This window comes from Phyllobacterium chamaecytisi (assembly GCF_020164455.1).
In the GTDB taxonomy this organism is placed as follows: Bacteria; Pseudomonadota; Alphaproteobacteria; order Rhizobiales; family Rhizobiaceae; genus Phyllobacterium; species Phyllobacterium chamaecytisi.
The window spans coordinates 1-23,244 of record NZ_JAIQWW010000006.1; the positions used below are offsets into that span (position 1 = coordinate 1).

Consider the following 23,244-nt stretch of genomic DNA (forward strand, 5'->3'; position numbering starts at 1 on the left):
GGAACTCGGTGTCTCTTGTGTCATTTCACGAGGCCAATATCTTTCAGGATAGCTGCTGTTGCGTCGGTATCCTTTTTCAGCTGTGCTTTGAACTCGGCACCGGCAAGATAGGTGTCAGCCCAGCCCTTGGCTTTGAGCTGTTCCTGCCAGGTTTTCGACTTTACCAGTTTTTCGACGTCTGCACTGATCGCGGCTTCCTGTTCCGGCGTGATGCCGGGAGGCGCTGCGATCATGCGCCAATTCTGGATAGCGACATCTACACCGCCCTCCTTGAACGTCGGCGCATCGATGCCTTCAACCTTTGCATCGCTGGAAATGCCAATGATGCGCAGAGCGCCGGACTTGATCTGCGATTCGAATTCGCCGTAACCGGAAATGCCGACCGTAACCTGTCCGCCAAGGAGTGCAGCCAAAGCTTCACCACCACCGGAGAAGGCAACGTAATTGATCTTTGTTGGATCGACGCCAACAGCCTTTGCAATCAGACCAGCTGTGATCTGATCAGTGCCGCCGGCCGAGCCACCGGCCCAGGAAACCGCCCCTGGGTCAGCCTTCAGCTTTTCGACCAGTTCAGCCATCGTCTTGATCGGCGACGCAGCCGGAACAACCACAGCCTCAAACTCACCTGTCAGGCGAGCGATCGGAGTAACCTGATCCAGCGTTACAGGGGATGCGTTCGTCAGAATGGCGCCCACCATGACGTAGCCGCCAACCATGAGTTGCGAAGGATCGCCCTTGGCTGAGTTGGCGAATTGCGCCACGCCAATAGTACCGCCCGCACCGGGAACATTCACGACCTGAACGCTGCCGGAAATCTTCTCATCCTGCAGTGAGCTCTGGATCGTGCGAGCGGTCTGATCCCAACCGCCACCTGGTGCTGCTGGAGCCATGATTTTATAATCGGCGGCGAAGGCCTGGCCGGACAGCACCACCGCTCCGGCGGCCGCAAAAGCAAGCAACATCTTACGCATTCTGGAAATCCCTCCCATGACGGCCATCGCGGCCGCCTGTTTTTGATAGATACTGAAGAAAACGGGAAGATGCCAAAGCTTATCAAACCGGATGGCAGATGCCAAAATCCTTGGGTTCGATAACTTTAATGTACGGACAGCCTCCCAGCGGTCTCCTCATCCTTAAAATGATACTAGGAAACTGTCAGGAAGCTGTCACGCGAAATGACGAACTAACCGCGATCTCGTCGCAGATTGATATTAGGTCGTGACTACAGGCGCGAAAAGGTCAGGTAAGCGCCAATGCGGCCTTCGCGATGGGCTTTCTGTTCGTAACGAGTGCCCGGCCACGCTTCGTAGGGCGTATGCCAGTCGGCGGAAGTCTTCGCCTGCCACTCAAATTGCCCGTGCGCGTGGCAATGTTGCAGCGTCCAGTTCACATAAGTGTCAATGTCGGAAGCAAACCGGAAACGACTCCCGGACTTCAGTACGCGGGCAAAACGGTCGAGATTCTTCTGGCTAACGAAGCGGCGTTTCCAGTGCTTCTTCTTCGGCCATGGATCGGGATAGAATAGATCGATGCCGTCCAAGGAGTTGTCCGGCAACCAGTCGAGGACCTGCGTTGCATCATCATCGTAGAGCCGAATGTTCCGTATCGGATCATCATGGAGATCGACGACGAGTTTCGCCATGCTGTTGACGAACGGCTCCACACCGATGAAACCGGATTTGGGACAACGCCGCGCCTCGTGCAACAGGTGTTCGCCGCCGCCAAAGCCAATTTCCATCCGGACCGTTTCGACCTCCCCAGAAAACAAACTGCGGAGGTCGTCGGGTGCCCGCACACCGATATCAAGCTTAAGCAGCGGCAAGAGCTCATCACGGATGGAGCGCTGCAAAGGACGCAGCGCTTTACCGCTTCTTCTACCGAAGAAGGCCTCCGTTGAACGCTCGCGCCGTGCCTCAGTCATGGGATTGCAATGGCCGCTCAAGCGGCCAGAGCGGACTTCAACTGCTTGGCCAGATCGGTCTTCTCCCAGGAGAAAGAGCCGTCGCGGCCGGGCTTGCGACCAAAATGGCCATAGGCGGACGTCTTGGCATAGATCGGCTTGTTGAGGTCGAGATGCTTGCGGATGCCGCTTGGTGAGAGATCCATGACCTTGCGAAGCGCGGCTTCCACCTGATCCTCATTCACGCTGCCGGTTCCGTGCAGATCAACATATACCGACAGCGGCTGGGCAACGCCAATTGCATAGGAGAGCTGGATCGTGCAGCGGTCGGCAAACCCGGCAGCCACGACATTCTTCGCAAGATAGCGGGCAGCATAGGCGGCGGAACGATCGACCTTGGTCGTATCCTTGCCTGAGAATGCACCACCGCCATGGGGCGCGGCGCCACCATACGTGTCGACGATGATCTTGCGGCCCGTCAGACCGGCATCCCCATCGGGCCCGCCGATAACGAACTTGCCGGTAGGATTGATGTACCAGACACAATCGTCCGCGATCTTCAGATCGCCCATCGCTTCACGGATATACGGCTCAACGACCTTGCGAACCTTCTTGGAGTCCCAGCTCGCATCCATATGCTGCGTCGAAAGCACGATCTGCGTAGCTTCGGCTGCAACGCCGTCCACATATCGCACAGTAACCTGGCTCTTGGCATCCGGTCCGAGCTTACCAGCCTCGCCTTCGCCCTTGTGGCGAGCACTAGCCAGAAGTTCCAGAATTTTGTGGGAATAATAGATCGGAGCTGGCATCAGGTCTGGTGTCTCGCGGCAAGCATAGCCGAACATGATGCCTTGATCGCCAGCACCTTCTTCACCCTGGCGGTCGGCAGCGTTGTCGACGCCCTGCGCAATGTCAGCTGATTGTGGATGCAGCAGCACTTCGATCTTTGCCGTCTTCCAGTTGAAACCGTCCTGCTCATAACCGATATCGCGGATGGCGCGGCGGGCAGCGGCGCGAAAGCGCGAGGGATTGATGACCGGATGTCCCTTGGCGTCTTTCAGCACGACGCCGTCCTTGTCTTTCTTCAGCAATGTGTCAGGCACACGCACTTCGCCGGCGATCACGACACGGTTTGTGGTTGCCAGCGTTTCGCAGGCAATGCGCACGGTCCACGGGTCAACGCCCGTTTTCTTTGCCTCTTTGTAGATCATGTCTACGATTTCATCGGAAATGCGGTCACAGACCTTGTCTGGATGACCTTCAGATACGGACTCACTGGTAAAAAGATAAGAACTGCGTGTCACGGGGAACCCCTCTTGAAAGCGAACGAATGCTCAATCAGCAAAGTCTGAATTGGGCAGCGTAGTCTTTGCCAAGGTCGAGGGGATCAGTCAATTGCTTTCGTTTTTAAACAAATGGCAGTTTGAGAATTTTTTTCTAAAGCGTTGGAATGCGCTTTGATCTCCGAACACGCATTTCAGCCGATTATTCTTCTTCGTGACCCAATGTACGGACAAGGTCGAGAATTTTCCGCCTTATCTTGGCATCGCCGATTTTGGCGAATGCACGGGCAAGCTGAATCCCCTCTGAACTGTTAAGGAAGCCGACAACATAGGTTGTCTCGCTCTCCTCCTCGAACCCCTTGGGCTTGTCGGATTGTCCGGGCATGTCGTCGAAGAAAAATGTGACGGGTACATTGAGAATATTGCCAATAGCCTGCAAGCGACTGGCGCCGACCCGGTTCATTCCCTTTTCGTACTTCTGAATTTGCTGAAATGTTATTCCAAGGCTTTCACCAAGTTTTTCTTGGCTCAATCCAATCATGTTGCGTCGCAACCTAATGCGTGCACCCACGTGTACATCTACTGGATTCGGTCTCTTCTTATTAGTATCAGTCATAAAAATCTCATTCGTATGAAATGAAGCTTAAAACGAATTTTATCATCAATGTATCAACGGGCCAAATAAGGCTTTATTCGATAGGTCCACGTCTAAAATGTCAACCAACCCTCGCCCTATAGCGAAAAAAATAAGCCAGCGTTACAACCAGAACAATGCCAATTACAATCCAGAATTGAAAATGGCGCGCACCCGCACGAATTGGTAGTTCCACTTTCGTCGGAAGAGCGACATCGATCACGCCAACAGCGTTGAGCGCCAATGCATCAATGATTCGGCCATACGGATCTACAACACCGGAGAGCCCGTTGTTGGCAGCCCTTACAAGGGGCAATCCCTGCTCCACAGCGCGCAACTGCGCCTGCCGGAAATGCTGGTAAGGACCGGGAGTGTCTCCATACCAAGCATCGTTCGTGACGTTGACAATGGCGTCCGCACGGGGTCCTTCGTACGACATTTCAGCTGGAAAAATCGCTTCGTAACATATGAGGGGCAAGGCGGTGAAATTGTCGCTGACGGCAAGCGAACGGCGAGTCGCCGCTGCTGTGAAGCCGCCAGGAAGCTCGATGACTTCGCTGATGCCAAACCTGCGCAGAATATTCTCCAGCGGCACATATTCTCCAAAAGGCACAAGGTGGACTTTGTCTGCAGCGCCGGTAATTTCTCCCTCGGAGTCGATTGAATATATTGAATTGTAGTAAAGCGGCGCATCGCTGCCGCCGGGCTCTTCCATTCTAATCGCCCCCGCCAACAGGACCTGATCATCCGTTAGAATGTCGGCAATACTCTTCAGCGCTTCCGGCGTTTTCGTCAAAATATAAGGAACCGCTGTTTCCGGCCAAACGATGAGCTGTGGTTTGGGCTTGCCGTCCTTGGGTACTTCGCCGGTCATGGCGAGATATTTGTCCATTATACCCCGTCGTGCATCGGCATCCCATTTGAGATCCTGCGCGATCGATGGTTGGACCACACGCACTTGCAGCCCTTTGGCCTCGACCTTTGCATTGCTGAGACGATAGACGCCGAACCCGACGTGGGCAGATATCAGGACAAGGGCGAGAATAGTGCCAGTTCTCAGACCATGCCGACCTGCCAGCAGCGCAGGCATTGAAAAAACGATCACCGCTAGCACATTCATCGCGAGCAGCCCGACGATGACAGATGATTGCATCAGAACTGGTACCGGCATAGCCGCATAGCCTATGGCGTTCCAGGGAAAGCCCGTCAGAACGAACGATCGCAGCCATTCGGCAATTCCAAAGCCAAAAGACAGCGCGAATATTCGGCCAAGACCATCGCTCCACAAGAGCCGTGCGAGCGCTGCCGCAAGGGCATAAAAGATGGCGAGGAAAGCGGGAAGGCCGAGAATGGCGAAAGGTATCGCCCAGGCAAAATTGGCGGCGTCGACAAGCAAAGCATTGCCGATCCACCAGAGCCCGAATACGAAATAGCCAAAGCCGAACCACCAGCCCACCATCGCGGCAGGTAAGAGACGGCGGATCGGCCCAGCGCCCGCATTATCGACAGCCCCGTCAATAAGCCAGACAAGAACCGGAAACGATATGAAACAAACGGCGAAGAAATCATAGGGCGGAAGCGCGAAGCTCGCGAGCGCGCCCATAAGGAACGCCAGCGCAACCCGCCTCCAGCCCGACAGAAGAATGATTTTCCCCGCCAACCGCTGCATTACGCCCGTCTTTTTTCCGGCTCGGGATATTGTGACATTCACTGGCGCGACACGAGGAAAACGATCATTGGCCATGATCCGACGGCTGATCCGCAGGATCTTCTTGCTTGGCGAGGCGAGTTGGGCGCCGTTCCGCATGGCGTAGCGGCACAATACGTACCTTGCGAATGCGGCGGGGGTCAGCTTCCAACACGTGGAACTCGTAGCCAGGGACCGCCTGCACCATCTCGCCCCGCACCGGAATACGGCCGAGGATCGAGAAGATCAGTCCGCCGACAGTATCGACATCCTCACCGTGTTCACCAACGACGAATCCGGCTCCGATCTTTTCGGAAACCTCATCGAGATCCGCGCGGGCATCAGCAATGAAAACACCTTCCGGGTCTTCAACGAGCATCACTTCATCGTCGTCGTGCTCGTCTTCAATATTACCGACGACCATTTCGACGATGTCTTCCAGTGAAACCAGGCCGTCGGTTCCGCCATACTCGTCAATGACAAGAGCAATCTGGATGCGTTGTGCCTGCATGCGACCCATCAGATCGTTGGCTAGCATCGACGGTGGCACAAACAGGATTGGCCGCATCAAACTCAGGTCAGAAATGGTTTTGGTCAAGTCGACATTGGACAGGTTGAACTTTGCAGCAGCAGGTATCTTGGACGCCCGGGCCGCTGTCCTTCGCGGTTTGATCCTGGAAATATTGGTGATGTGATTGACGACATCGCGAATATGAACCATGCCGCGCGGATCATCGAGCGTTTCCGCGAAAACCGGCATACGCGAATGGCCAGACTTTTCAAAAACCTCCAACAGGTCGCCAAGCGTTGTGGAAATCTCTACGGCCTCGATATCGGAGCGCGGGATCATGACATCCTCGACCCGCAACTCCCGCAACCGCAGGATGTTGTGCAGCATGGCGCGCTCTTCGGGGGAAAACGCCGTGTCTCCGTGTTGGCTTTCGGCCAGAGCCGCGTCCAGATCTTCCCTGAGAGATGTACCGGGGCGAGCGCGCAGAAATGGAAAAAGGGTGGAAAGGAGCGAGCGCTTTTCTGGACCTTGCGCTCTGGTACTACTCTGCCCTTCGGCATCACTCTCCTGCCCCGACATTCCCCTCGCGGGAGCAGCGGCAGAATCGTTCTGGTGTGACGTGTCAGACATGGTCCTCAATCGAATTGATCGTCAATGACGGATAGCGCATATGGGTCGGGGATGGCAAGACGTTCAAGGGCTTTGCGTTCAAGTCCTTCCATCTCCTCCGCTTGCGTCTCGCTAAGATGATCATAGCCGAGCAAATGCAGAAATCCATGAACAATGAGATGGCTGAGATGGTGCTCGAAAGGCTTGCCCTCGTCCACAGCTTCGCGCGCCACTGTTTCATGCGCAATGACAATGTCGCCGAGCATTGGCCCAGGCTTCTGACCTGGCTTTAGCGTGAAAGCTGGAAAGGACAGGACGTTGGTGGGTCTGTCCTTGTCACGCCAGTCATTGTTGAGTTCCTTGATCGTTGCATCGTCGGTGAAGACAAGACTGAGCTCGCTCACGGGTTGTTTTCCGCCATCCAAGGTTTGCCACGCGGCAGCAATGGCGTTGGTCGCCAGATCGCGCAACACGGATTCATCGCCCCAGCTGTCCGTTTCAACCAGTATATCGATATCGATCAAGACAGCATCGCCAAGCGTCAGGGCTTGGCGCCTTCCTTGTCATAGGCACGGACAATCGCGGCAACCAGCGGATGCCGTACGACATCTACGTCAGTAAAGCGCACGGTGACGATCCCGCTGACGCCATCAAGAATTCTCAGCGCCTCCACCAATCCGGATTTCTGGCCTGGAGGCAAATCAATCTGGCTTGGATCACCGGTGATGATCATTCGGCCGTTTTCACCTAAACGCGTCAGAAACATCTTCATCTGCATGGCAGTAGTGTTCTGCGCCTCGTCGAGAATGATTGCCGAATGGGCGAGTGTACGGCCGCGCATGAAGGCGAGCGGCGCTATTTCGATTACGCCAGCCGCAATCGCCCGCTCCACCTTGTCGGCGGGCATCATGTCGTAGAGCGCATCGTAGAGCGGTCGTAGATAGGGATCGACCTTTTCCTTCATGTCGCCCGGCAGGAAGCCGAGTCGTTCGCCGGCCTCCACGGCGGGACGCGACAGAATGATCCGATCGACAAGCCCGCGCTCCAGCAGCATGGCTGCGTGCGCGACTGCAAGATAAGTCTTGCCAGTACCTGCCGGCCCGACACCGAACACCATTTCCGAGCGATCCAGCGCTCGCATATAGGCATCCTGAGTCGGCGTGCGAGCAAAGATCGTCTTTTTGCGGGTCGATATCTGGGCTGCAGCCATCTTGCTTTTGTTTTCCATCGTCGGGAGCGTCAACTGGTCATCGGCGGCAATTGCCATGCGCAACGCGCCATCGACATCGGACGCGGAGATGTCATGGCCTTTCTGCAGAAGTTCATAGAGCTGATCGAGCGTCCTGCGTGCCTGTTCCGTTGCGCCAGGCTCACCCCGAATGGCAAGCTGATTACCTTTTGAGCGAACATCGACACCAAGCTTCTGCTCGATGCGGGCGAGATTTTCATCGAACTGGCCGAACAGCGCACTCGCCAGACGGTTATTATCAAATGTCAGTACGATATGCGCCAGATCTGAAGCTCCATGGGGGGCTCCCGAGGGAGCGGGTTTCAGTTTTTCGGTGGCGTTCAAACGGCTCTCCTGAATATGTGTTCAGCCTTTTATATAGTCCCATTGCTCGCTGAGTTCATCTCCCGAATGCCAATCAGACTGTTGGTACCCGTGTCGATGATTCGTACGTTGATAATGTCGCCGATTCTTGCCCCGTGTACATCGATAATTACAGGTTGTAACCAGGGAGATCTTCCGACCATCTGGCCGGATACCCTTCCGGCCTTTTCGATCAGCACGTCCATGCTCTTTCCAACAAGGCTGCGCTGGAACGCGTATTGTTGCTCACTGAGCAAACCCTGCAGGCGCTGGAGCCTTTCGTCTTTCACGGTTTCGGCAACATGATTATCCATATCGGCGCCTGGCGTTCCTGGACGCGGCGAGTATTTGAACGAGTAGGCTGCGGCATATGTAGCATCACGTACAATCTGCATCGTCGCCTCGAAATCTTCTTCCGTCTCGCCTGGAAATCCCACAATGAAATCACCAGACAGGGCGATATCGGAACGGGCCGCGCGAATACGCTCGATCAAACGCAGATAGTCGGCGCTCGTGTGCTTGCGGTTCATGGCTTTCAGGATGCGATCGGACCCGGACTGAATGGGCAAATGCAGATAAGGCATCAGCATATCAAGATCGCGATGCGCGTTGATCAACGTATCGTCCATATCGCGCGGATGACTGGTGACGTAACGAAGCCGCACGATGCCAGGGACTTCGGCCAAACGGTAGAGCAATTTGCCTAAGCCCCATTCGCGCCCGTCGGGACCCTCGCCGTGCCAGGCATTGACGTTCTGACCGAGCAAAGTCAGCTCACGCACGCCCGCATCGGCAAGCTTTCCGGCTTCTTTCAGAATTTGTGCGACGGGACGGGAAACTTCCGAACCCCGTGTGTATGGCACCACGCAGAAGGTGCAGAATTTGTCGCACCCTTCCTGCACCGTCAAAAACGCTGTCACACCGCGACTTCTTGTCTGCTCTTTTGCAGGCGCAGGCAGATGCTCGAATTTGTCTTCTATCGCATATTCGGTCTCGACTACACGCTCGCCCTGGCGAACGCGGGCCAATGCCTGGGGCAGACGATGATACGTCTGGGGACCGACGACGAGATCCACCACCGGCGCCCGGCGCGTGATCTCATCGCCTTCTGCCTGCGCAACACAACCGGCAACACCGACAGTCAGTTCACGACCCTCTTTTGCCCGCGCATCCTTCATCTTGCGCAGGCGGCCGAGAGCCGAATAGAGTTTTTCGGAAGCCTTTTCGCGAATATGGCAAGTGTTGATCAGCACGAGATCCGCATCATCAGCGGTATCGGTCGGACTATAGCCTTCGGCGGCGAGGCTGTCAGTCATCCGTTGACTGTCATAGACATTCATCTGGCAGCCATAGGTCTTCACATAGACCTTGCGCGTGTTCGCGAGCGCCGGCGAATGCGGAGCGGTGCCGGAAGCTTCGCCCGGCTCAGTTTTGATGTTCATGTCGTCCATTTGCAGGCTTCTAAAGCTTTTTGGCGTCGTTGAGAATAGCTGAGTCGCTTTCGGCGTCCGGATTGACAAAATCACGTCCCATCACCGAAGAGCGTACCATTGCGCGGACCCGCTCTTCCATCGTCCGTGCTAAAGCCTTGCGGTCACTTTTCCTGTCGATGACGACTGGTTCGCCAAACCAGACATCGACGTCGATAGCGCCATCTTTGAGAAGACCAATCAAACTTGGGCCTAACGGCACGTCACCCGGCCAAGCAACAAGCGGTCTATGCGACCGTCCCATCGGTATGCCATGAACCCGGGTGTAGGCGATCGCCACCGGCTGTACAGTGACCGTTTCTGCACCTGCATCGCGGATAGCCACCTGTGCGGCGCCAAAAAGTGATGTCTTGAACGGAAGGACACGGTTGCCATCGGAGGTTGTCCCCTCGGCAAACAATACCATGGCGTCGCCTCCGGCAAGCCGGGTTGCGATTTCACTGGCTTGATGATGGGTCTTGCCGCGTTTTTCCCGTTCGATAAAGACCGTGCGTTGCAGCTTGGCCAGCATGCCAAACAGCGGCCAGTTCGCCACTTCCGCCTTGGCGATAAAAGCCATCTCGTGCAATGAGCCGAGGATGACAATGTCCGTCCACGAGGAATGATTGGCCGTCAACAGAAGGGGCCGTCCCTTTGCCATCTCGCCATGGATATGAACTCGAAAACCAAGGAGACGCCGCACGATCCGATGAAACAAAATTGGCGTGGTGGTGCGCGGCCGCCACCCAGCTTTCAGGAATACGAACTGCAAGGGCACCAGCAGTATTATAACGAGAACAAATGCCGTCGCCGTCACCAGAAAACGCAACCACGCGATCATTCAGCGGCTCTTTTTCAAATCGCGGCGCATCGTCAAGGCTGCCGAGCGCCCTGCCGCCGTTTCATAGTAGCCTGGTCGTTTTCCAACCTGCTTGAAGCCGAGCCTCCGATAAAGCGCCAGTGCCGGTATATTGAGCTCATCGACCTCGAGGAACAGCATATTTGCGCGCGCATTGTGAAGATAACGGAGCGCTGCATCCATCAAAGCGTGGCCAAGACCCTTACGCTGTGACTGGGGTGCAACGGCTATAGTCAGGATTTCCGCTTCGTCCAACACAAGACGCGCCAAAACGAACCCGCCCGGTTGCGCTTTTCGGTTCCCCTCCTCCCGAGCGATAAACCCGAAAACCTTGTCGTCGACGATAAGGGCATGAAACTCCTCGTCGCTCCACGGTTGCCGAAATGTCTTCTCATGGATCCTGGCCAGATGTGGCGCATCCTCTGGAAGAATGGGCTCAATGACAAATTGTTGCGATCGCATGGCGTCGAATGGAAAGCCGATCATTCAACGATCTTTCTTCTCAGAACAAAACCCTGCTGCTGCTTGACATCAAGACCACGGAGATAAAGCGGCCTTGGCGCTTCGCCGTCGTCCCTCCGCAATGCGCCAAGCCGCGCGAAGGCTTCTATGCTTCCTGTCGCCGTGGTCGCGGCAATGTCGAGAGGACGACCAAGCTCCTTTTCGATTAGAATTGCACCCGAACCCGCGAGCACATGCTCGCTGCCTCGTTCTTCCAATTGTTTCACAATCAAGGGCAATGTCGTCACCATCGGTTCCGATGCCGCCGATCCATCCTCGCCAAAGAATTGAGCATAAAGCTCGTCACGCCGTGCATCGATAATCGAAAGGATTGGCCGATGCGAAAATGCCTTGGCGGCATCATAAGCGAGGGCCTGAAGCGTGCTGATACCAACTACCGGACATTTCAGCGCAAGCGCAAAACCCCGCGCCGTGGAGACGCCGACGCGGACGCCGGTGAATGAACCCGGTCCGATGCTGACAGCAATCTTGCCAATATCCGTGATGGAAATTTGGGCCGCAGTGGCCACCTGCTCGATCGCGGCCATCAATCGCTCGGCATGCCCTTTGCCGATATCTTCGCTAGACGCCGCCAGTATAGTCCCGCTTTCAACGTCGAGAACGGCGACGGAGCAGAGATTGGCAGCAGTATCGAGCGCAAGCAGTTTCATGCGCCTCGCCTAAACAAGAATCAGCCAGCACACAAGTAGGTGGATGTGACGGTTCGGACATAGAACTCACGTTCCGTTCATCCCAGCCCCTCTCCCTTCTATGAAATCGGGCAGCTTCCGGCAGTTACATCGAAACTTTTTGATACCAGTTCCCGACCGGACAGGTCACGCAACGAGATCGTCCACGCACCGGAGACGAGTTCGAAGTCCTTTTCGAAAACCCAGCCGGCATAGCGCCGCAGGGAGGTCGCACTGTCAGGCCAGCTGCTTTTCAGCATCGATCGGCCGTCCTGTGTTTTGATCATTGGATGGAAAACCACGACCATTATTGGAAGGACCGCTTCACCGACATCCAACGTTCTGTAGAGAACACCGAAACTTGTGCCGATGCATGCTCGGATTTTCGTGGTTCGCGTGACATCGACCGGACCTTCGACCAGTCGGTTCACGCCCGTTGGCGTATCTGGTGAAACTTCGGATCCGACTTCTTTCGGGCTCGTCAGCCCCCAGTCGACAATCTCCACTGCCGACGTTTGTCTTTCTTCTGCCAGGCCAGTGTTCCACACCATCACAGCGATGAGGAATACAAGATATCTGACGTAATGAGCCATGTGTCCGTTGACCTAGACTGTGGTCTGCTTTGCCTTCAGCTCGAGCCGACGGCGATGCAAAACCGGCTCCGTATAGCCATTTGGCTGTTCGCGGCCTTTGAAAACGAGGTCGCAAGCCGCTTGAAAAGCAATTGAACCGTCGAAATCAGCGGCCATCGGGTGATAGAGTGGGTCGCCAGCGTTCTGCTTGTCGACGACCGCTGCCATACGCTTCAGTGTCTCAAGCACTTGTGCCTCGCTTGCTACACCATGATGCAGCCAATTGGCGATATGTTGGGCGGAGATACGAAGCGTTGCACGGTCTTCCATCAAGCCCACATTGTTGATGTCCGGCACCTTGGAACAGCCGACGCCTTGGTCGACCCAACGCACGACATAACCGAGAATTCCTTGCGCATTATTGTCGAGTTCGCGCTGAATATCTTCCGGCGTCCAGTTGGGGCGGGAGACGATGGGTACGGATAGAATATCGCTGAGCTTGGCGCGCTCGCGCTTTTTCAAACTGGCTTGGACGTCGGCGACATTGACCTTGTGGTAATGGGTGGCATGCAGTGTTGCCGCTGTGGGGGATGGTACCCAGGCGGTATTGGCACCGGCTTTCGGATGCGCGATCTTCTGCTCAAGCATCGCCGCCATCAGGTCGGGCATGGCCCACATGCCCTTGCCGATCTGCGCATGACCTGAAAGTCCGCACTCGAGACCGACATCGACGTTCCAGTCCTCATAGGCGCCGATCCAGGCGGCCTGTTTCATGTCGCCCTTGCGGATCATGGGACCGGCTTCCATTGACGTGTGAATTTCATCGCCCGTACGGTCGAGGAAGCCAGTGTTGATGAAGACGACGCGTTCCTTCGCAGCACGTATGGATTCCTTCAAGTTGACCGTGGTGCGTCGTTCCTCATCCATAATCCCCATCTTCATGGTGTTCGGCTGCATACCCAGCAGCACTTCGACCCTTCCAAACAGCTCGGAAGCGAATGCTACCTCTTCGGGACCGTGCATTTTTGGTTTGACCACATACATGGATCCGGCGCGGGAATTCATGTGGCGGCCGTCTGGTCCTATGTCGTGGAGCGCAGCCAAAGCGGTAATCGCCGCGTCCATAATACCTTCGGGAACCTCGTTGCCCTCCCTGTCGAGGATGGCAGGATTGGTCATCAGATGGCCGACATTGCGCACCAGCATCAGCGAGCGCCCAGGTACGGTCAGAGGCTTGCCGTCCTTGCCTGTATACTCCCGATCTGCATTGAGTTTGCGCGTAACCGTCTTGCCGCCCTTCTCGAATGTATCTTCGAGATCGCCATTCATCAGGCCGAGCCAGTTGCGGTAGACGACAACCTTGTCCTCCGCATCGACGGCAGCAACGGAATCCTCGCAATCCTGAATCGTGGTCAGAGCCGATTCCAATAAAACATCGGCGATATGTACGGAATCTGTTTTGCCAATCGGATGATCGGCATTGACAACGATCTCGACATGCAGGCCATTCTTCACGAGAAGAATTGCGGTTGGTGCCGTCGCGTCGCCGCGATAACCGGCGAACTGTCCTTCATCTTTTAGCGCAGCAAGCTTGCCATTGGCCTTCAGAATAAGCTTATGATTTTCGATACTCAGGCCGGAAACATCGGCCCAGTGTGCACCATCCAGTGGCGCGCTGTCGTCGAGAAACGCCTTGGCCCAGGCAATCACCTTAGATCCTCGAACCGGATTGAACGCCTTGCCTCTTTCGGCGCCGTCCGCGTCAGAAATCGCATCCGTGCCGTAAAGAGCATCATACAGCGAACCCCAGCGCGCATTGGCGGCGTTGAGCGCATAACGGGCATTCATCACGGGAACGACAAGCTGCGGACCAGCGACAACAGCAATTTCAGGATCGACATTGCTGGTTGAAACGGCGAAGGCTCCGCCTTCTGGCAGAAGGTACCCGATCCCCCTTAGGAAGGTCTCGTATTCTTCTTGGCTGTAGCCACTGTCGCGCTTGCTCTTGTAAAAATCGTCCAGCTTCTGCTGAAATGCGTCGCGTTTTTGCAGAAGTGCGCGGTTTTTTGCGGCCAAATCTTCAACAATCTGTGCAAAGCCAGACCAGAATTTCGCTGCATCGATACCAGTACCCGGGATAGCTTCATTGGCCACGAAGTCGTGGAGTTCCTTCGCTACCTTCAAGCCATTGATTTCGATGCGTTCAACCATAGTTCATTCCTTAAATTTTCTTAGACCTACCCTTGAACACGCAGAAGCATTGTCAGTCAATTCTTCAATAGCAGCAGAATTTCGGACCAAGTTGGAAAGAATGTTTCAATGCGCAATGCGCGGCCTGCCGGAGGCTGTTGCTATCACCACCGCTTCGATGAACTTGCGCTGATCCTCGACTGTGGCGGCGCTGACGTCACGAGTGATGCTGATCTGCGCTTCATCGGTTCCAGCTTCCAGGGCCAACTGCGCGACTTGATGCTCCAGCGTTGTTTCCGCAAAGGCGATCGATTCTTCTTCAATCTGGAAGTCCCCAACGACCTCCCCGGCCATGACGCGGAAAATGCCCTCGGCGGGCTGGCTGATATGGGCCTCAACCGAAACACGAACCTGGCCAACGACAGCGCCCAGAGCGTTGGCGACGTCCGTGTCTACAGGGACTATGCATTCTGTGCCAAGCATGTCACCCACGGCCGGATAGTAGACCGGCGCAGAGGCTCCTAGTCCAATCAATGGCCGATCTATATCCAGCTTTGCTGCGGCAATCCCGCTCTCGCCCGAAAGGGCCCTCTGAACCAATGGGCTCGCCACTGTTTCCCGCCCTTCGAGCCCATCCTCGGCGAAAACCGTCTCTAGAATCACTTCGCACGAGCGGCGGATCAGGGCATCATAGGTACGGTGGGAGACTTCCTCGGGCGTATCGCACAGTGGACGACCAGCACCATCCTTGCGCCGTGCATAGAGTATGGCACCGTAACGTGCTGCCTCTGCATTCCAATTATTTTGCAGCCCAAGAACGTGGCAAGCATCTGACGGCGTGAAACCCGACAGATGAACTAAACCCCGCGCCACAAGCCGGTTGACAGTGGTTGCCTGTGAGATCGAACTCAAAAGCCTGTCCAGCGGCTGCGGTTCGGATGTGATGCGTCCATATAGTTCTGCTTCATTTTTGCTCAAACCGGATGCCATTTGGGTCGGAACACCGGTAAGAAGCGCAAAACGCCCATCCAACCGGCCGGCAGTGGCTGCCTTTGCTTGGCGCATCAGGTGGTCGATGACCAATGAGCCATGATTGGCGGCAAGCAGCGACAAGGGCACGAGCCGTCTCGGTCCAAGCTTGATGCCTGGGACCATGGCATTGTCGTCGAGGGATACTTCCGAATCTCCCCCAAGGCCAAAAGTGTGCATGGCGACCGCCTCAACCATTGTACGGAAACCACCTACCGTCGCGCCGTTGGGATCGAGCCGAGGCCGACCTTTGTCGAGAACCGCCACATCGGTCGTCGTGCCGCCAATGTCTGAGACGATCGCATTATCGAGCCCCGTCATATACCGCGCACCGACAAGACTAGCCGCCGGTCCCGAAAGAATGGTCTCAATCGGACGATGCCGGGCAAAGGCAGCAGAGACAAGGGCGCCGTCGCCGCGCACCACCATGAGCGGGGCGTGGATACCGCTCCCATCGAGAAAGCTTTCCGTTGCAGCCACCAGCCGGTCGATCATGGCGATGAGGCGGGCATTGAGAACAGTGGTCAAAGCACGCCGCGGGCCGTTCAATTTGGCCGAAAGTTCATGGCTGCAGGTAACGGGCAAACGGGTTTCTCTTCGCACGAGATCGCGAACTGCGATTTCATGTTCAGAGTTACGCACGGCAAAATAAGCGCAGACGGCAAAACCAGTTACCTCCCGCATCAACTGTGGCAGGGCCTCGCTCAAGGCACTCGTGTCGAATGGCTGTGCCCGGCCATAGACATCGTGTCCACCGGGGATGAAGATCACGGGATCTGATCCGAGGGCCGTGCCAAGATCAGCCTTTTCCAGATCAACTTTGGAGAATCCGATCATGACGAGTGCGATGCGGCCGCCTTGCCCCTCTACAAGTGCATTGGTGGCCAGCGTTGTCGACATGGAAACAAGCCGTATGTCGGCAGGAGCGACCGATGTTTCGGTAAGGATGCTCTTGACGGCGCCGGAAATACCTACGCTCAAATCATGCCGCGTCGTCAAAGATTTGGCTTTGGCGATGACGCCGCGTTGCTCGGACCAAAGCACCGCATCGGTATAGGTGCCGCCGGTATCCAGCCCGAGGAAGATAGCACTTTCAGTTGTGGATTCACTCATGATGCCCTGCACTATTTGAGGCAGGGTTATCGCATGAATGGTCGAAGAGCTAGCGCCATTCCGACCATTCTCTGCCGCAAGCTTGTAAGACACGTGGTCGTGACCAGCCCCCGGAACCAATCAAATCATATGGCGTTTCGCAAGGTCAGGGGAATCGCGATGTCATCACAATCAGCAACGACGCACGCTGGATCGAAGAAAGTGATCTACGCTGCGATCCTTGGCAATCTGCTCATTGCTGCAACCAAGTTTATTGCGGCCTTTTTCACCGGCAGTTCGGCAATGCTTTCTGAAGGTGTGCATTCACTGGTGGACACCGGCAATGGAGGGCTGTTGCTTTATGGGCTTCGCCGCGCTGCGAGGCCCGCAGACAAGACTCATCCGCTGGGCCATGGACGCGAACTCTATTTCTGGAGTTTCATCGTGGCACTGCTCGTCTTTGCAGTCGGTGCCGGCGTGTCGTTCTACGAAGGAATTATCCATATCCTGGACCCTGAACCTGTCGCCAACCCGCTTGTGAACTATGTTGTGCTTGGCTTTGCAACTGTCTTCGAGGGAGCATCGTGGTTGGTTGCCCTGAAGGAATTTCGTGCGGCGAAAGGCGACCTCGGTTATGTCCGAGCCGTACAGCAGAGCAAGGATCCGAGCGTTTTCACCGTACTGTTTGAGGATACAGCGGCATTGCTGGGGCTGGTCATAGCCTTCATCGGTATCTCTACTGCGCAAATCTTCGCTATACCGGAGCTCGATGGCGTTGCATCGATTGGCATTTCGTTTGTCCTTGCCGCGACAGCGATTTTCCTGGCGCGCGAAAGCAAAGGACTCCTTATGGGCGAATCGGCGTTGCCCGAAGTCGAACAGCAAATCCTGGACATCGCAAACAGCGATCCGGACGTTCAGAAGGCCAATGGCGTGCTGACTGTGCACATGGGCCCCAAACAAATCGTGGCCGGCCTCAGCGTCGAGTTCGAGGATCACGTCCAGGCACCCGAAATCGAAGCTTGCGTGGAACGGCTTGAGTCCGCCATGAAAAAGGCCAATCCGGATATTGTCACGCTATTCGTCAAACCGCAGACGACCGGTACCTGGAAAGCACGGCGTCAGAAGATCGAGGCGGCTTAGGTCTTAGTCGTCTCCGTCAACCACCCGCAGGCGCAGTTGACCCGTTGCCGAGGCAGCGGAACGTGTCGTTTCGGCATCTTTAAGAGGGTCACTAACCGGCGCTTCGGCGAACTCCAACGCTTCAATCTTTTGGCCGCGCTTGGTCACCTTGCTGGAAGAGACCAAAATGTCGTCGATATCCTTGTTCGCCTGACCGAAATGCGTTTGCAAGCGGCGCACCCGGTCATCCAGCCGCACCACATCCTCCATGAGCCTTATGACTTCGCCCTGAATGAGATGCGCCTGCTCACGCATGCGGACATCCTTGAGGACGGCTTGAATAACCTGGATTGAAAGCATCAGAAGTGAAGGCGAGACGATCACGATGCGCGAGCGATGCGCCTTCTGGACCACGGCCTCAAAATTCTCATGAATTTCCGCAAAAATCGATTCGGACGGCACAAAGAGAAACGCCGTATCCTGGGTCTCGCCGTTGATCAGATACTTCTCCGCCACGTCGCGAATGTGAATCTCGACGTCCCGTCGGAACTGAGCGGCTGCAAGCTTCTTGGTATCTGGTGTTTCCGACTCGCGGATAGCGTTCCATGCCTCCAGTGGAAACTTTGCGTCGATAACGAGATTTGGCGCGCCATTCGGCATCCGCACCACGCAATCCGGCCTGCTGCCATTGGAGAGCGTCGCCTGGAACTCATACGCCCCCTGCGGCAGGCCATCAGCGATGATTGCTTCCATCCGGGCTTGGCCAAAGGCCCCGCGCGTCTGCTTGTTCGCAAGGATTGCCTGTAGTTGCACAACTTGACCGGCGAGAGCCTGGATGTTGTTCTGCGCGGTATCGATGACCGCCAGCCGTTCCTGCAATTTCGTCAGATTTTCGTGTGTGGACTGCGTCTGTTCCGTCATGGTCTGGCCGATGCGGCTCGTCATGCCATCGAGCCGTTCGCGGATCGATTGATTGAGTTCGGCCTGCCTTGATCCGAACAGCTCGGCCATTGTCTGCATCCGGCCTTGCATCTCCGACTGGCTTTTCAGAATTTCGCCCATACGGGCTTCCGCATCGCGCGCCCGGTCTTCTGCCTGGATCTCGGCGACCATCCGCATCCGGGTCGAGCGTAACGCTGCAATGACAGCGAAGAATACTATAAGCGCTGTTGCGACACCCGTTATCAGCAAGGCCATACCGAGCGATACAGAGCTCGAGCCAAGTTGAAACAAAGTCTGATCCAGAGAAATTGACGTTTCCATAATGTGCAGACTAACCGATTCGGACGGCAAATGTGAGATCAAAACGAGAACATTTTTATAAACGACTTTCACGCCGGATTGACGGTTGAAAGCCGAGATATTAGGTGATGCTCATGTCTATAAAACCACTTGTCATTCTTCCCGATCCATTGCTGCGCCAGGTGTCAATGCCTGTGGAGCGCTTCGACGCCGATTTGCGCAAGTTTTCGGCCGATATGCTCGACACCATGTATGACGCGCCCGGTATTGGGCTCGCGGCCATTCAAGTCGGTGAGCCGTTGCGTATTCTGGTCATCGACCTTGCCAAGGAAGACGAGCCTAAAGCCCCTCAGATATTCATTAATCCTCAGATATTGTCGTCGAGCGATGAACGTAACGTCTATGAGGAAGGCTGCCTTTCCATCCCGGACTACTACGCTGAAGTCGAGCGGCCGGCACAGGTGCGCATTTCTTATGTCGACATCGATGGCAAACAGCACGAGGTCGCCGCGGAAGGGCTCCTCGCCACTTGCCTGCAGCACGAGATCGACCATCTGAACGGTGTTCTGTTCATCGACCATATTTCGCGATTGAAGCGTGAGATGGTCATGAAGAAATTCAAGAAACTTGCCAAGGACCGCCCGCCAGGCCGGCTGGCGGTGTGAGACAATGAGCCTGCGTATTATCTTCATGGGAACACCGGAATTTTCGGTGCCCATCCTCAATGCCCTGATCGGCCAGGGTCACGAGATTGTCGCTGTTTACAGTCAGCCGCCACGTCCTGCAGGACGGCGCGGGCTGGAGCTGACGCCCTCCGCCGTGCAGCGAAATGCCGAACAGTTCGGCATCGAAGTGCGCACACCAAAAAGTTTGAAGTCCGAGGAAGAGCAGCAGGCGTTTCGGGACCTTCAAGCCGATGTTGCTGTGGTCGTGGCTTACGGGCTTATCCTGCCTGCCGCAATTCTCGAGGGCACGCGGCTTGGTTGCTACAATGGACACGCTTCGCTGCTGCCGCGTTGGCGCGGAGCGGCGCCAATTCAGCGTGCGATCATGGCCGGTGATGACGAGACCGGGATCATGATCATGAAAATGGACGAGGGCCTCGACACTGGCCCTGTCGCCATGGCCGAAAAGGTGAAGATCACCGCAGATATGACTGCTGGCGAGTTGCACGACCAGCTCAGTGTTGCTGGCGCCGATCTGATGGTTCGGGCCATGGCGGCGCTGGAACGTGACAGTCTTACGCTCACGCCGCAGTCCGAAGACGGCGTCACCTATGCCTCCAAGATCACCAAGGCCGAAACGCGCATCGACTGGACGCAAGCTGCCATTGATGTTCATAACCGTATACGCGGCCTTGCACCGTTTCCGGGTGCATGGTGCGAGATGGAAATCGGCGAGGAACTCGAACGGGTAAAACTGCTGCGTTCGATCCTGGCAACCGGAGTAGGTGATCCGGGAACGGTACTTGGCGACGATCTGCGGATTGCTTGCGGCGAAGGCGCTATTCGCCTGCGCTCTTTGCAGCGTGCGGGCGGCAAAGTCATGGATGGCCTCGAGTTCCAACGAGGCGCCAAGATCGCACAGGGAACGCGGCTGCCATGAACGGCAAGACCTAAGTGCCTCGTTACAAGCTCACCATTGAATATGACGGCACGCCGTATGCCGGCTGGCAGCGGCAGGAGAACGGTCATACGGTTCAGGCTGCCATCGAACAGGCGATCTTCAAATTCTGCGGCGAAACGGTTGCACTTGGTGCCGCTGGGCGTACGGACTCCGGAGTGCATGCAACCGCACAGATCGCGCATGTTGATTTGACGAAAGACTGGGCCAGTTCCAAGGTACGCGAAGCGTTGAACGCCCATCTCGTCATCGCAGGGGAAACCGTCGGCATCATCAATGTCGAACTCGTCGGGCACAATTTCGATGCGCGGTTTTCAGCGACGGGCCGGCACTATCTTTACCGCATCGTCAACCGCAGGCCACCCGCTCCGCTTGAGGCGCATCGCGCGTGGTGGGTAAAGAAACCGCTTGACGAAATCGCCATGCACGACGCGGCGCAACGGCTTATCGGCACCCATGATTTCACCACGTTCCGCGCAACCCAATGCCAATCAAAGAGCCCGGTGAAGACACTTGAGCATTTGAGTGTGAAGCGCAGCGGTGAAATCGTCGAGATCAGGGCATCCGCGCGATCATTCCTGCACAACCAGATCCGCTCTTTCGTCGGAACACTCAATGAGGTGGGATGCGGGCGATGGGATGCAGATGATGTCACCGCTGCGCTTGCGGCCCGCGACCGCAAAGCCTGCGGGCCAGTTGCACCGCCGTACGGTCTTTATCTTGTCGGCGTCGACTATCCCATCATTACCGGTTCGGGCAGAGAAATTCCTAGCAAACTCTGAAGCAGAATCATGAGGAACAGCGAGCCGACAATCATGATCACGAAAAACGTGGCCGTATAGGCATGGGATTTTTTCAGGGCGACGTGCGTCAAACGGTAGGTCAGGTACATTATGCCTCCATAGAGGACAAGGCCGAAACCTGTTGCCAAAGCGGGCCAACCAGGCAGCAGTAGCCGTGCCAACGTCGCTGGGACCATGAGCCAGGCCGCGATCGCGGTTCCCCAGTTGCTTGCCACGACATAGGGACTGAAACGCTTGTTAAGGCCAAGCCGCTTGGCACTGAGGGCGAGAATCACCAGCGGTACCACCCACGATGCAAGATCGACGAACGCCACCCGGCCCATGATGGAAAAGCGGTTACCCGTTTCCGGCTGCAATGAGATCATATCGTTGGCGAAGATAATCCAGCCGAGAATGAGCGGCGGCAGGGAAATCGTAATGGCATGGAATGACTGCCAAAAGCCATCTTCGGAGAAATCGAGCTGGTCAAGCCCGTCGGCATGGCCGTTCATCATACGCCAGGCGCCCCACAGATACTGCTGAATTTCGTCAAAATCCGGCATTTCACTCGTAGTCATGCAAAAAAATCCGCGATGAACCGTTCGTAGATTTGCGTCAGTGTTTCAAGATCGGCAATAGCCACTCGCTCGTCAACCATATGCATCGTCTTACCGACAAGTCCGAATTCAACGACGGGGCAATAGTCCTTGATGAACCGGGCATCCGAGGTGCCGCCTGATGTGGAAAGTTGCGGCCGCTTTCCTGTTGTCGCTTCGACCGCCGAGGTCAAGGTTCCGATGAGCTTTTCATCGTGCGTCAGAAAAACATGGCTCACGCGGTTACGCCAAGTCAACTCGTAGTTAACCGGCGTCTTTTTACCGGGGCGCAGCTTGTGACGACCCGCAGCCTTATCGAGACGGTTGTGGATCTCGGCCATCAGTGTCTCGTCGGTCCAGGTGTCGTTGAAACGAATATTGAACGTCGCGGTGGCCTTTGCCGGGATGACATTTACCGCCGGATTGCCGACGTCAATCGTTGTAATTTCGAGATTGGTGGCCTGGAAGTCTTTCGTTCCATTGTCGAAAGCGGGATAAAGCAAGCTTTCAACCAGCGTCACCAGCCCTCGAATGGGGTTGTCGGCCAGGTGCGGATAGGCAACATGGCCCTGAACGCCATTAACGACAATCGTGCCCGACAACCCGCCACGGCGCCCGATCTTCATCATGTCGCCCAGTTTGTCAGGATTGGTCGGTTCGCCAACGATTGCAGCGTCCCAGCTCTCGCCTTTTGCCTTGGCCCACTCCAACAGCTTCCCCGTCCCGTTGATGGACGGCCCCTCTTCGTCGCCGGTAATCACAAAGGATATCGAACCGTTGAGCCCCCCGTGCTTCTCCAGATGGCGCCCTACAGCCGCGACAAAGCAGGCAATGCCACCCTTCATATCGACGGCGCCGCGTCCATACATTTCGCCATTGTGGATCGCTGCCGAGAATGGCGGGTAAGTCCAGGCTGCTTCGTCGCCGACGGGTACGACATCCGTGTGACCCGCGAACATCAGGTGAGGTCCGTTACCAGAGCGCCGCGCGTAAAGGTTTTCGACATCCGGTGTACCATCTTCACCGAAAGTTGGTCTTTCCACGGAGAAACCCAACGGTGCCAACATGGCTTCGAGTGCCGTCAACGCCCCCCCTTCCGCAGGTGTTATCGACGGACATGCGATGAGTTCAGCAAGGTTCTGGACGGGATCGATCGAGGCTTTCATGGTCAAAGCGATAATGGAAAAGCACGATCCTGTCACGTACTGGATGGGGGTTCCTGCGTCTGATTTAATAACACCAGCGACTCAACCAAGGACCAGC

At 56.0% G+C, this 23,244-nt stretch carries 22 protein-coding genes; 4 read left to right on the plus strand and 18 right to left on the minus strand.

What is annotated here, in order from left to right; all coding sequences use genetic code 11:
* Positions 1-20: 20 nt before the first annotated feature.
* From LB462_RS10840 to LB462_RS10910, 15 genes are all read right to left on the minus strand, one after another.
* Positions 21-971: a Bug family tripartite tricarboxylate transporter substrate binding protein gene (locus LB462_RS10840; RefSeq protein WP_224507750.1), complete on the minus strand. Its 951-nt coding sequence runs from the start codon at positions 969-971 to the stop codon at positions 21-23.
* A gap of 251 nt (positions 972-1,222) precedes the next feature.
* On the minus strand, positions 1,223-1,921 hold the full coding sequence (gene trmB / locus LB462_RS10845; RefSeq protein ID WP_224507751.1) for a tRNA (guanine(46)-N(7))-methyltransferase TrmB: 699 nt from the start codon (positions 1,919-1,921) through the stop codon (positions 1,223-1,225).
* A gap of 17 nt (positions 1,922-1,938) precedes the next feature.
* Positions 1,939-3,204, minus strand: coding sequence for a methionine adenosyltransferase (gene metK, locus LB462_RS10850; RefSeq protein WP_224507753.1), 1,266 nt, complete (start codon positions 3,202-3,204; stop codon positions 1,939-1,941).
* A gap of 181 nt (positions 3,205-3,385) precedes the next feature.
* Complete coding sequence (locus LB462_RS10855) at positions 3,386-3,799, minus strand: helix-turn-helix domain-containing protein (protein WP_112526604.1); 414 nt, start codon at positions 3,797-3,799, stop codon at positions 3,386-3,388.
* 100 nt (positions 3,800-3,899) lie between these two features.
* A complete protein-coding gene (gene lnt / locus LB462_RS10860) occupies positions 3,900-5,486 on the minus strand; it encodes an apolipoprotein N-acyltransferase (RefSeq protein ID WP_370637110.1) in 1,587 nt (528 codons plus the stop codon).
* A gap of 64 nt (positions 5,487-5,550) precedes the next feature.
* Positions 5,551-6,645, minus strand: a complete 1,095-nt coding sequence (locus tag LB462_RS10865) for a hemolysin family protein (RefSeq protein WP_224507755.1) — start codon at positions 6,643-6,645, stop codon at positions 5,551-5,553.
* 5 nt (positions 6,646-6,650) lie between these two features.
* Positions 6,651-7,148, minus strand: coding sequence for an rRNA maturation RNase YbeY (gene ybeY / locus LB462_RS10870; protein ID WP_224507758.1), 498 nt, complete (start codon positions 7,146-7,148; stop codon positions 6,651-6,653).
* Positions 7,149-7,165: 17 nt separating this feature from the next.
* Positions 7,166-8,197 (minus strand): PhoH family protein, encoded by a 1,032-nt coding sequence (locus LB462_RS10875; protein WP_183660991.1) that lies wholly within the window; start codon positions 8,195-8,197, stop codon positions 7,166-7,168.
* A 29-nt stretch (positions 8,198-8,226) separates the two neighbouring features.
* Positions 8,227-9,666 (minus strand): tRNA (N6-isopentenyl adenosine(37)-C2)-methylthiotransferase MiaB, encoded by a 1,440-nt coding sequence (gene miaB, locus LB462_RS10880; protein WP_370637111.1) that lies wholly within the window; start codon positions 9,664-9,666, stop codon positions 8,227-8,229.
* Positions 9,667-9,676: 10 nt separating this feature from the next.
* Positions 9,677-10,525 (minus strand): lyso-ornithine lipid O-acyltransferase, encoded by an 849-nt coding sequence (olsA, locus tag LB462_RS10885; protein ID WP_224507760.1) that lies wholly within the window; start codon positions 10,523-10,525, stop codon positions 9,677-9,679.
* Positions 10,526-11,029: a ribosomal protein S18-alanine N-acetyltransferase gene (gene rimI / locus LB462_RS10890; RefSeq protein ID WP_224507762.1), complete on the minus strand. Its 504-nt coding sequence runs from the start codon at positions 11,027-11,029 to the stop codon at positions 10,526-10,528. It abuts the gene before it with no gap.
* Complete coding sequence (gene tsaB / locus LB462_RS10895; protein WP_224507764.1) at positions 11,026-11,715, minus strand: tRNA (adenosine(37)-N6)-threonylcarbamoyltransferase complex dimerization subunit type 1 TsaB; 690 nt, start codon at positions 11,713-11,715, stop codon at positions 11,026-11,028. The genes rimI and tsaB overlap by 4 nt, the downstream gene beginning before the upstream one ends.
* A gap of 98 nt (positions 11,716-11,813) precedes the next feature.
* Positions 11,814-12,326, minus strand: a complete 513-nt coding sequence (locus LB462_RS10900; RefSeq protein WP_224507766.1) for a DUF3859 domain-containing protein — start codon at positions 12,324-12,326, stop codon at positions 11,814-11,816.
* 12 nt (positions 12,327-12,338) lie between these two features.
* Positions 12,339-14,516, minus strand: coding sequence for a malate synthase G (locus LB462_RS10905; protein ID WP_224507768.1), 2,178 nt, complete (start codon positions 14,514-14,516; stop codon positions 12,339-12,341).
* Positions 14,517-14,621: 105 nt separating this feature from the next.
* Positions 14,622-16,637, minus strand: coding sequence for a hydantoinase/oxoprolinase N-terminal domain-containing protein (locus LB462_RS10910; RefSeq protein WP_224507770.1), 2,016 nt, complete (start codon positions 16,635-16,637; stop codon positions 14,622-14,624).
* A gap of 159 nt (positions 16,638-16,796) precedes the next feature.
* On the opposite strand from LB462_RS10910, the gene LB462_RS10915 reads away from it, so the two are divergent.
* Entirely contained in the window at positions 16,797-17,759 is a 963-nt protein-coding gene (locus LB462_RS10915) for a cation diffusion facilitator family transporter (protein ID WP_224507772.1), read from the plus strand.
* Positions 17,760-17,762: 3 nt separating this feature from the next.
* Here LB462_RS10915 and LB462_RS10920 read toward each other — a convergent pair whose 3' ends face one another.
* Complete coding sequence (locus LB462_RS10920) at positions 17,763-19,001, minus strand: DNA recombination protein RmuC (protein ID WP_224507774.1); 1,239 nt, start codon at positions 18,999-19,001, stop codon at positions 17,763-17,765.
* A gap of 113 nt (positions 19,002-19,114) precedes the next feature.
* On the opposite strand from LB462_RS10920, the gene def reads away from it, so the two are divergent.
* From def to truA, 3 genes are read left to right on the plus strand one after another with little or no spacing between them, the layout of a single operon-like run.
* Positions 19,115-19,645: a peptide deformylase gene (gene def / locus LB462_RS10925; RefSeq protein WP_224507776.1), complete on the plus strand. Its 531-nt coding sequence runs from the start codon at positions 19,115-19,117 to the stop codon at positions 19,643-19,645.
* A gap of 10 nt (positions 19,646-19,655) precedes the next feature.
* Complete coding sequence (gene fmt, locus LB462_RS10930; protein WP_224508230.1) at positions 19,656-20,585, plus strand: methionyl-tRNA formyltransferase; 930 nt, start codon at positions 19,656-19,658, stop codon at positions 20,583-20,585.
* A 14-nt stretch (positions 20,586-20,599) separates the two neighbouring features.
* Positions 20,600-21,385, plus strand: a complete 786-nt coding sequence (gene truA / locus LB462_RS10935; protein WP_224507778.1) for a tRNA pseudouridine(38-40) synthase TruA — start codon at positions 20,600-20,602, stop codon at positions 21,383-21,385.
* Here truA and LB462_RS10940 read toward each other — a convergent pair.
* Complete coding sequence (locus tag LB462_RS10940; RefSeq protein ID WP_224507779.1) at positions 21,337-21,963, minus strand: hypothetical protein; 627 nt, start codon at positions 21,961-21,963, stop codon at positions 21,337-21,339. The genes truA and LB462_RS10940 overlap by 49 nt on opposite strands.
* On the minus strand, positions 21,960-23,147 hold the full coding sequence (gene dapE / locus LB462_RS10945; RefSeq protein WP_224507781.1) for a succinyl-diaminopimelate desuccinylase: 1,188 nt from the start codon (positions 23,145-23,147) through the stop codon (positions 21,960-21,962). Before dapE ends, LB462_RS10940 begins: the two co-directional genes overlap by 4 nt.
* Positions 23,148-23,244: the final 97 nt, after the last annotated feature.

Coding starts and splice junctions, on each gene's coding strand:
- LB462_RS10840 (WP_224507750.1), bottom strand. CDS start 971: ATGCGTAAGATGTTGCTTGCTTTTGCGGCCGCCGGAGCGGTGGTGCTG.
- trmB (WP_224507751.1), bottom strand. CDS start 1,921: ATGACTGAGGCACGGCGCGAGCGTTCAACGGAGGCCTTCTTCGGTAGA.
- LB462_RS10855 (WP_112526604.1), bottom strand. CDS start 3,799: ATGACTGATACTAATAAGAAGAGACCGAATCCAGTAGATGTACACGTG.
- lnt (WP_370637110.1), bottom strand. CDS start 5,486: ATGCAGCGGTTGGCGGGGAAAATCATTCTTCTGTCGGGCTGGAGGCGG.
- LB462_RS10865 (WP_224507755.1), bottom strand. CDS start 6,645: ATGTCTGACACGTCACACCAGAACGATTCTGCCGCTGCTCCCGCGAGG.
- miaB (WP_370637111.1), bottom strand. CDS start 9,666: ATGGACGACATGAACATCAAAACTGAGCCGGGCGAAGCTTCCGGCACC.
- olsA (WP_224507760.1), bottom strand. CDS start 10,525: ATGATCGCGTGGTTGCGTTTTCTGGTGACGGCGACGGCATTTGTTCTC.
- rimI (WP_224507762.1), bottom strand. CDS start 11,029: ATGATCGGCTTTCCATTCGACGCCATGCGATCGCAACAATTTGTCATT.
- tsaB (WP_224507764.1), bottom strand. CDS start 11,715: ATGAAACTGCTTGCGCTCGATACTGCTGCCAATCTCTGCTCCGTCGCC.
- LB462_RS10900 (WP_224507766.1), bottom strand. CDS start 12,326: ATGGCTCATTACGTCAGATATCTTGTATTCCTCATCGCTGTGATGGTG.
- LB462_RS10905 (WP_224507768.1), bottom strand. CDS start 14,516: ATGGTTGAACGCATCGAAATCAATGGCTTGAAGGTAGCGAAGGAACTC.
- LB462_RS10910 (WP_224507770.1), bottom strand. CDS start 16,637: ATGAGTGAATCCACAACTGAAAGTGCTATCTTCCTCGGGCTGGATACC.
- LB462_RS10915 (WP_224507772.1), top strand. CDS start 16,797: ATGTCATCACAATCAGCAACGACGCACGCTGGATCGAAGAAAGTGATC.
- LB462_RS10920 (WP_224507774.1), bottom strand. CDS start 19,001: ATGGAAACGTCAATTTCTCTGGATCAGACTTTGTTTCAACTTGGCTCG.
- def (WP_224507776.1), top strand. CDS start 19,115: ATGTCTATAAAACCACTTGTCATTCTTCCCGATCCATTGCTGCGCCAG.
- LB462_RS10940 (WP_224507779.1), bottom strand. CDS start 21,963: ATGACTACGAGTGAAATGCCGGATTTTGACGAAATTCAGCAGTATCTG.
- dapE (WP_224507781.1), bottom strand. CDS start 23,147: ATGAAAGCCTCGATCGATCCCGTCCAGAACCTTGCTGAACTCATCGCA.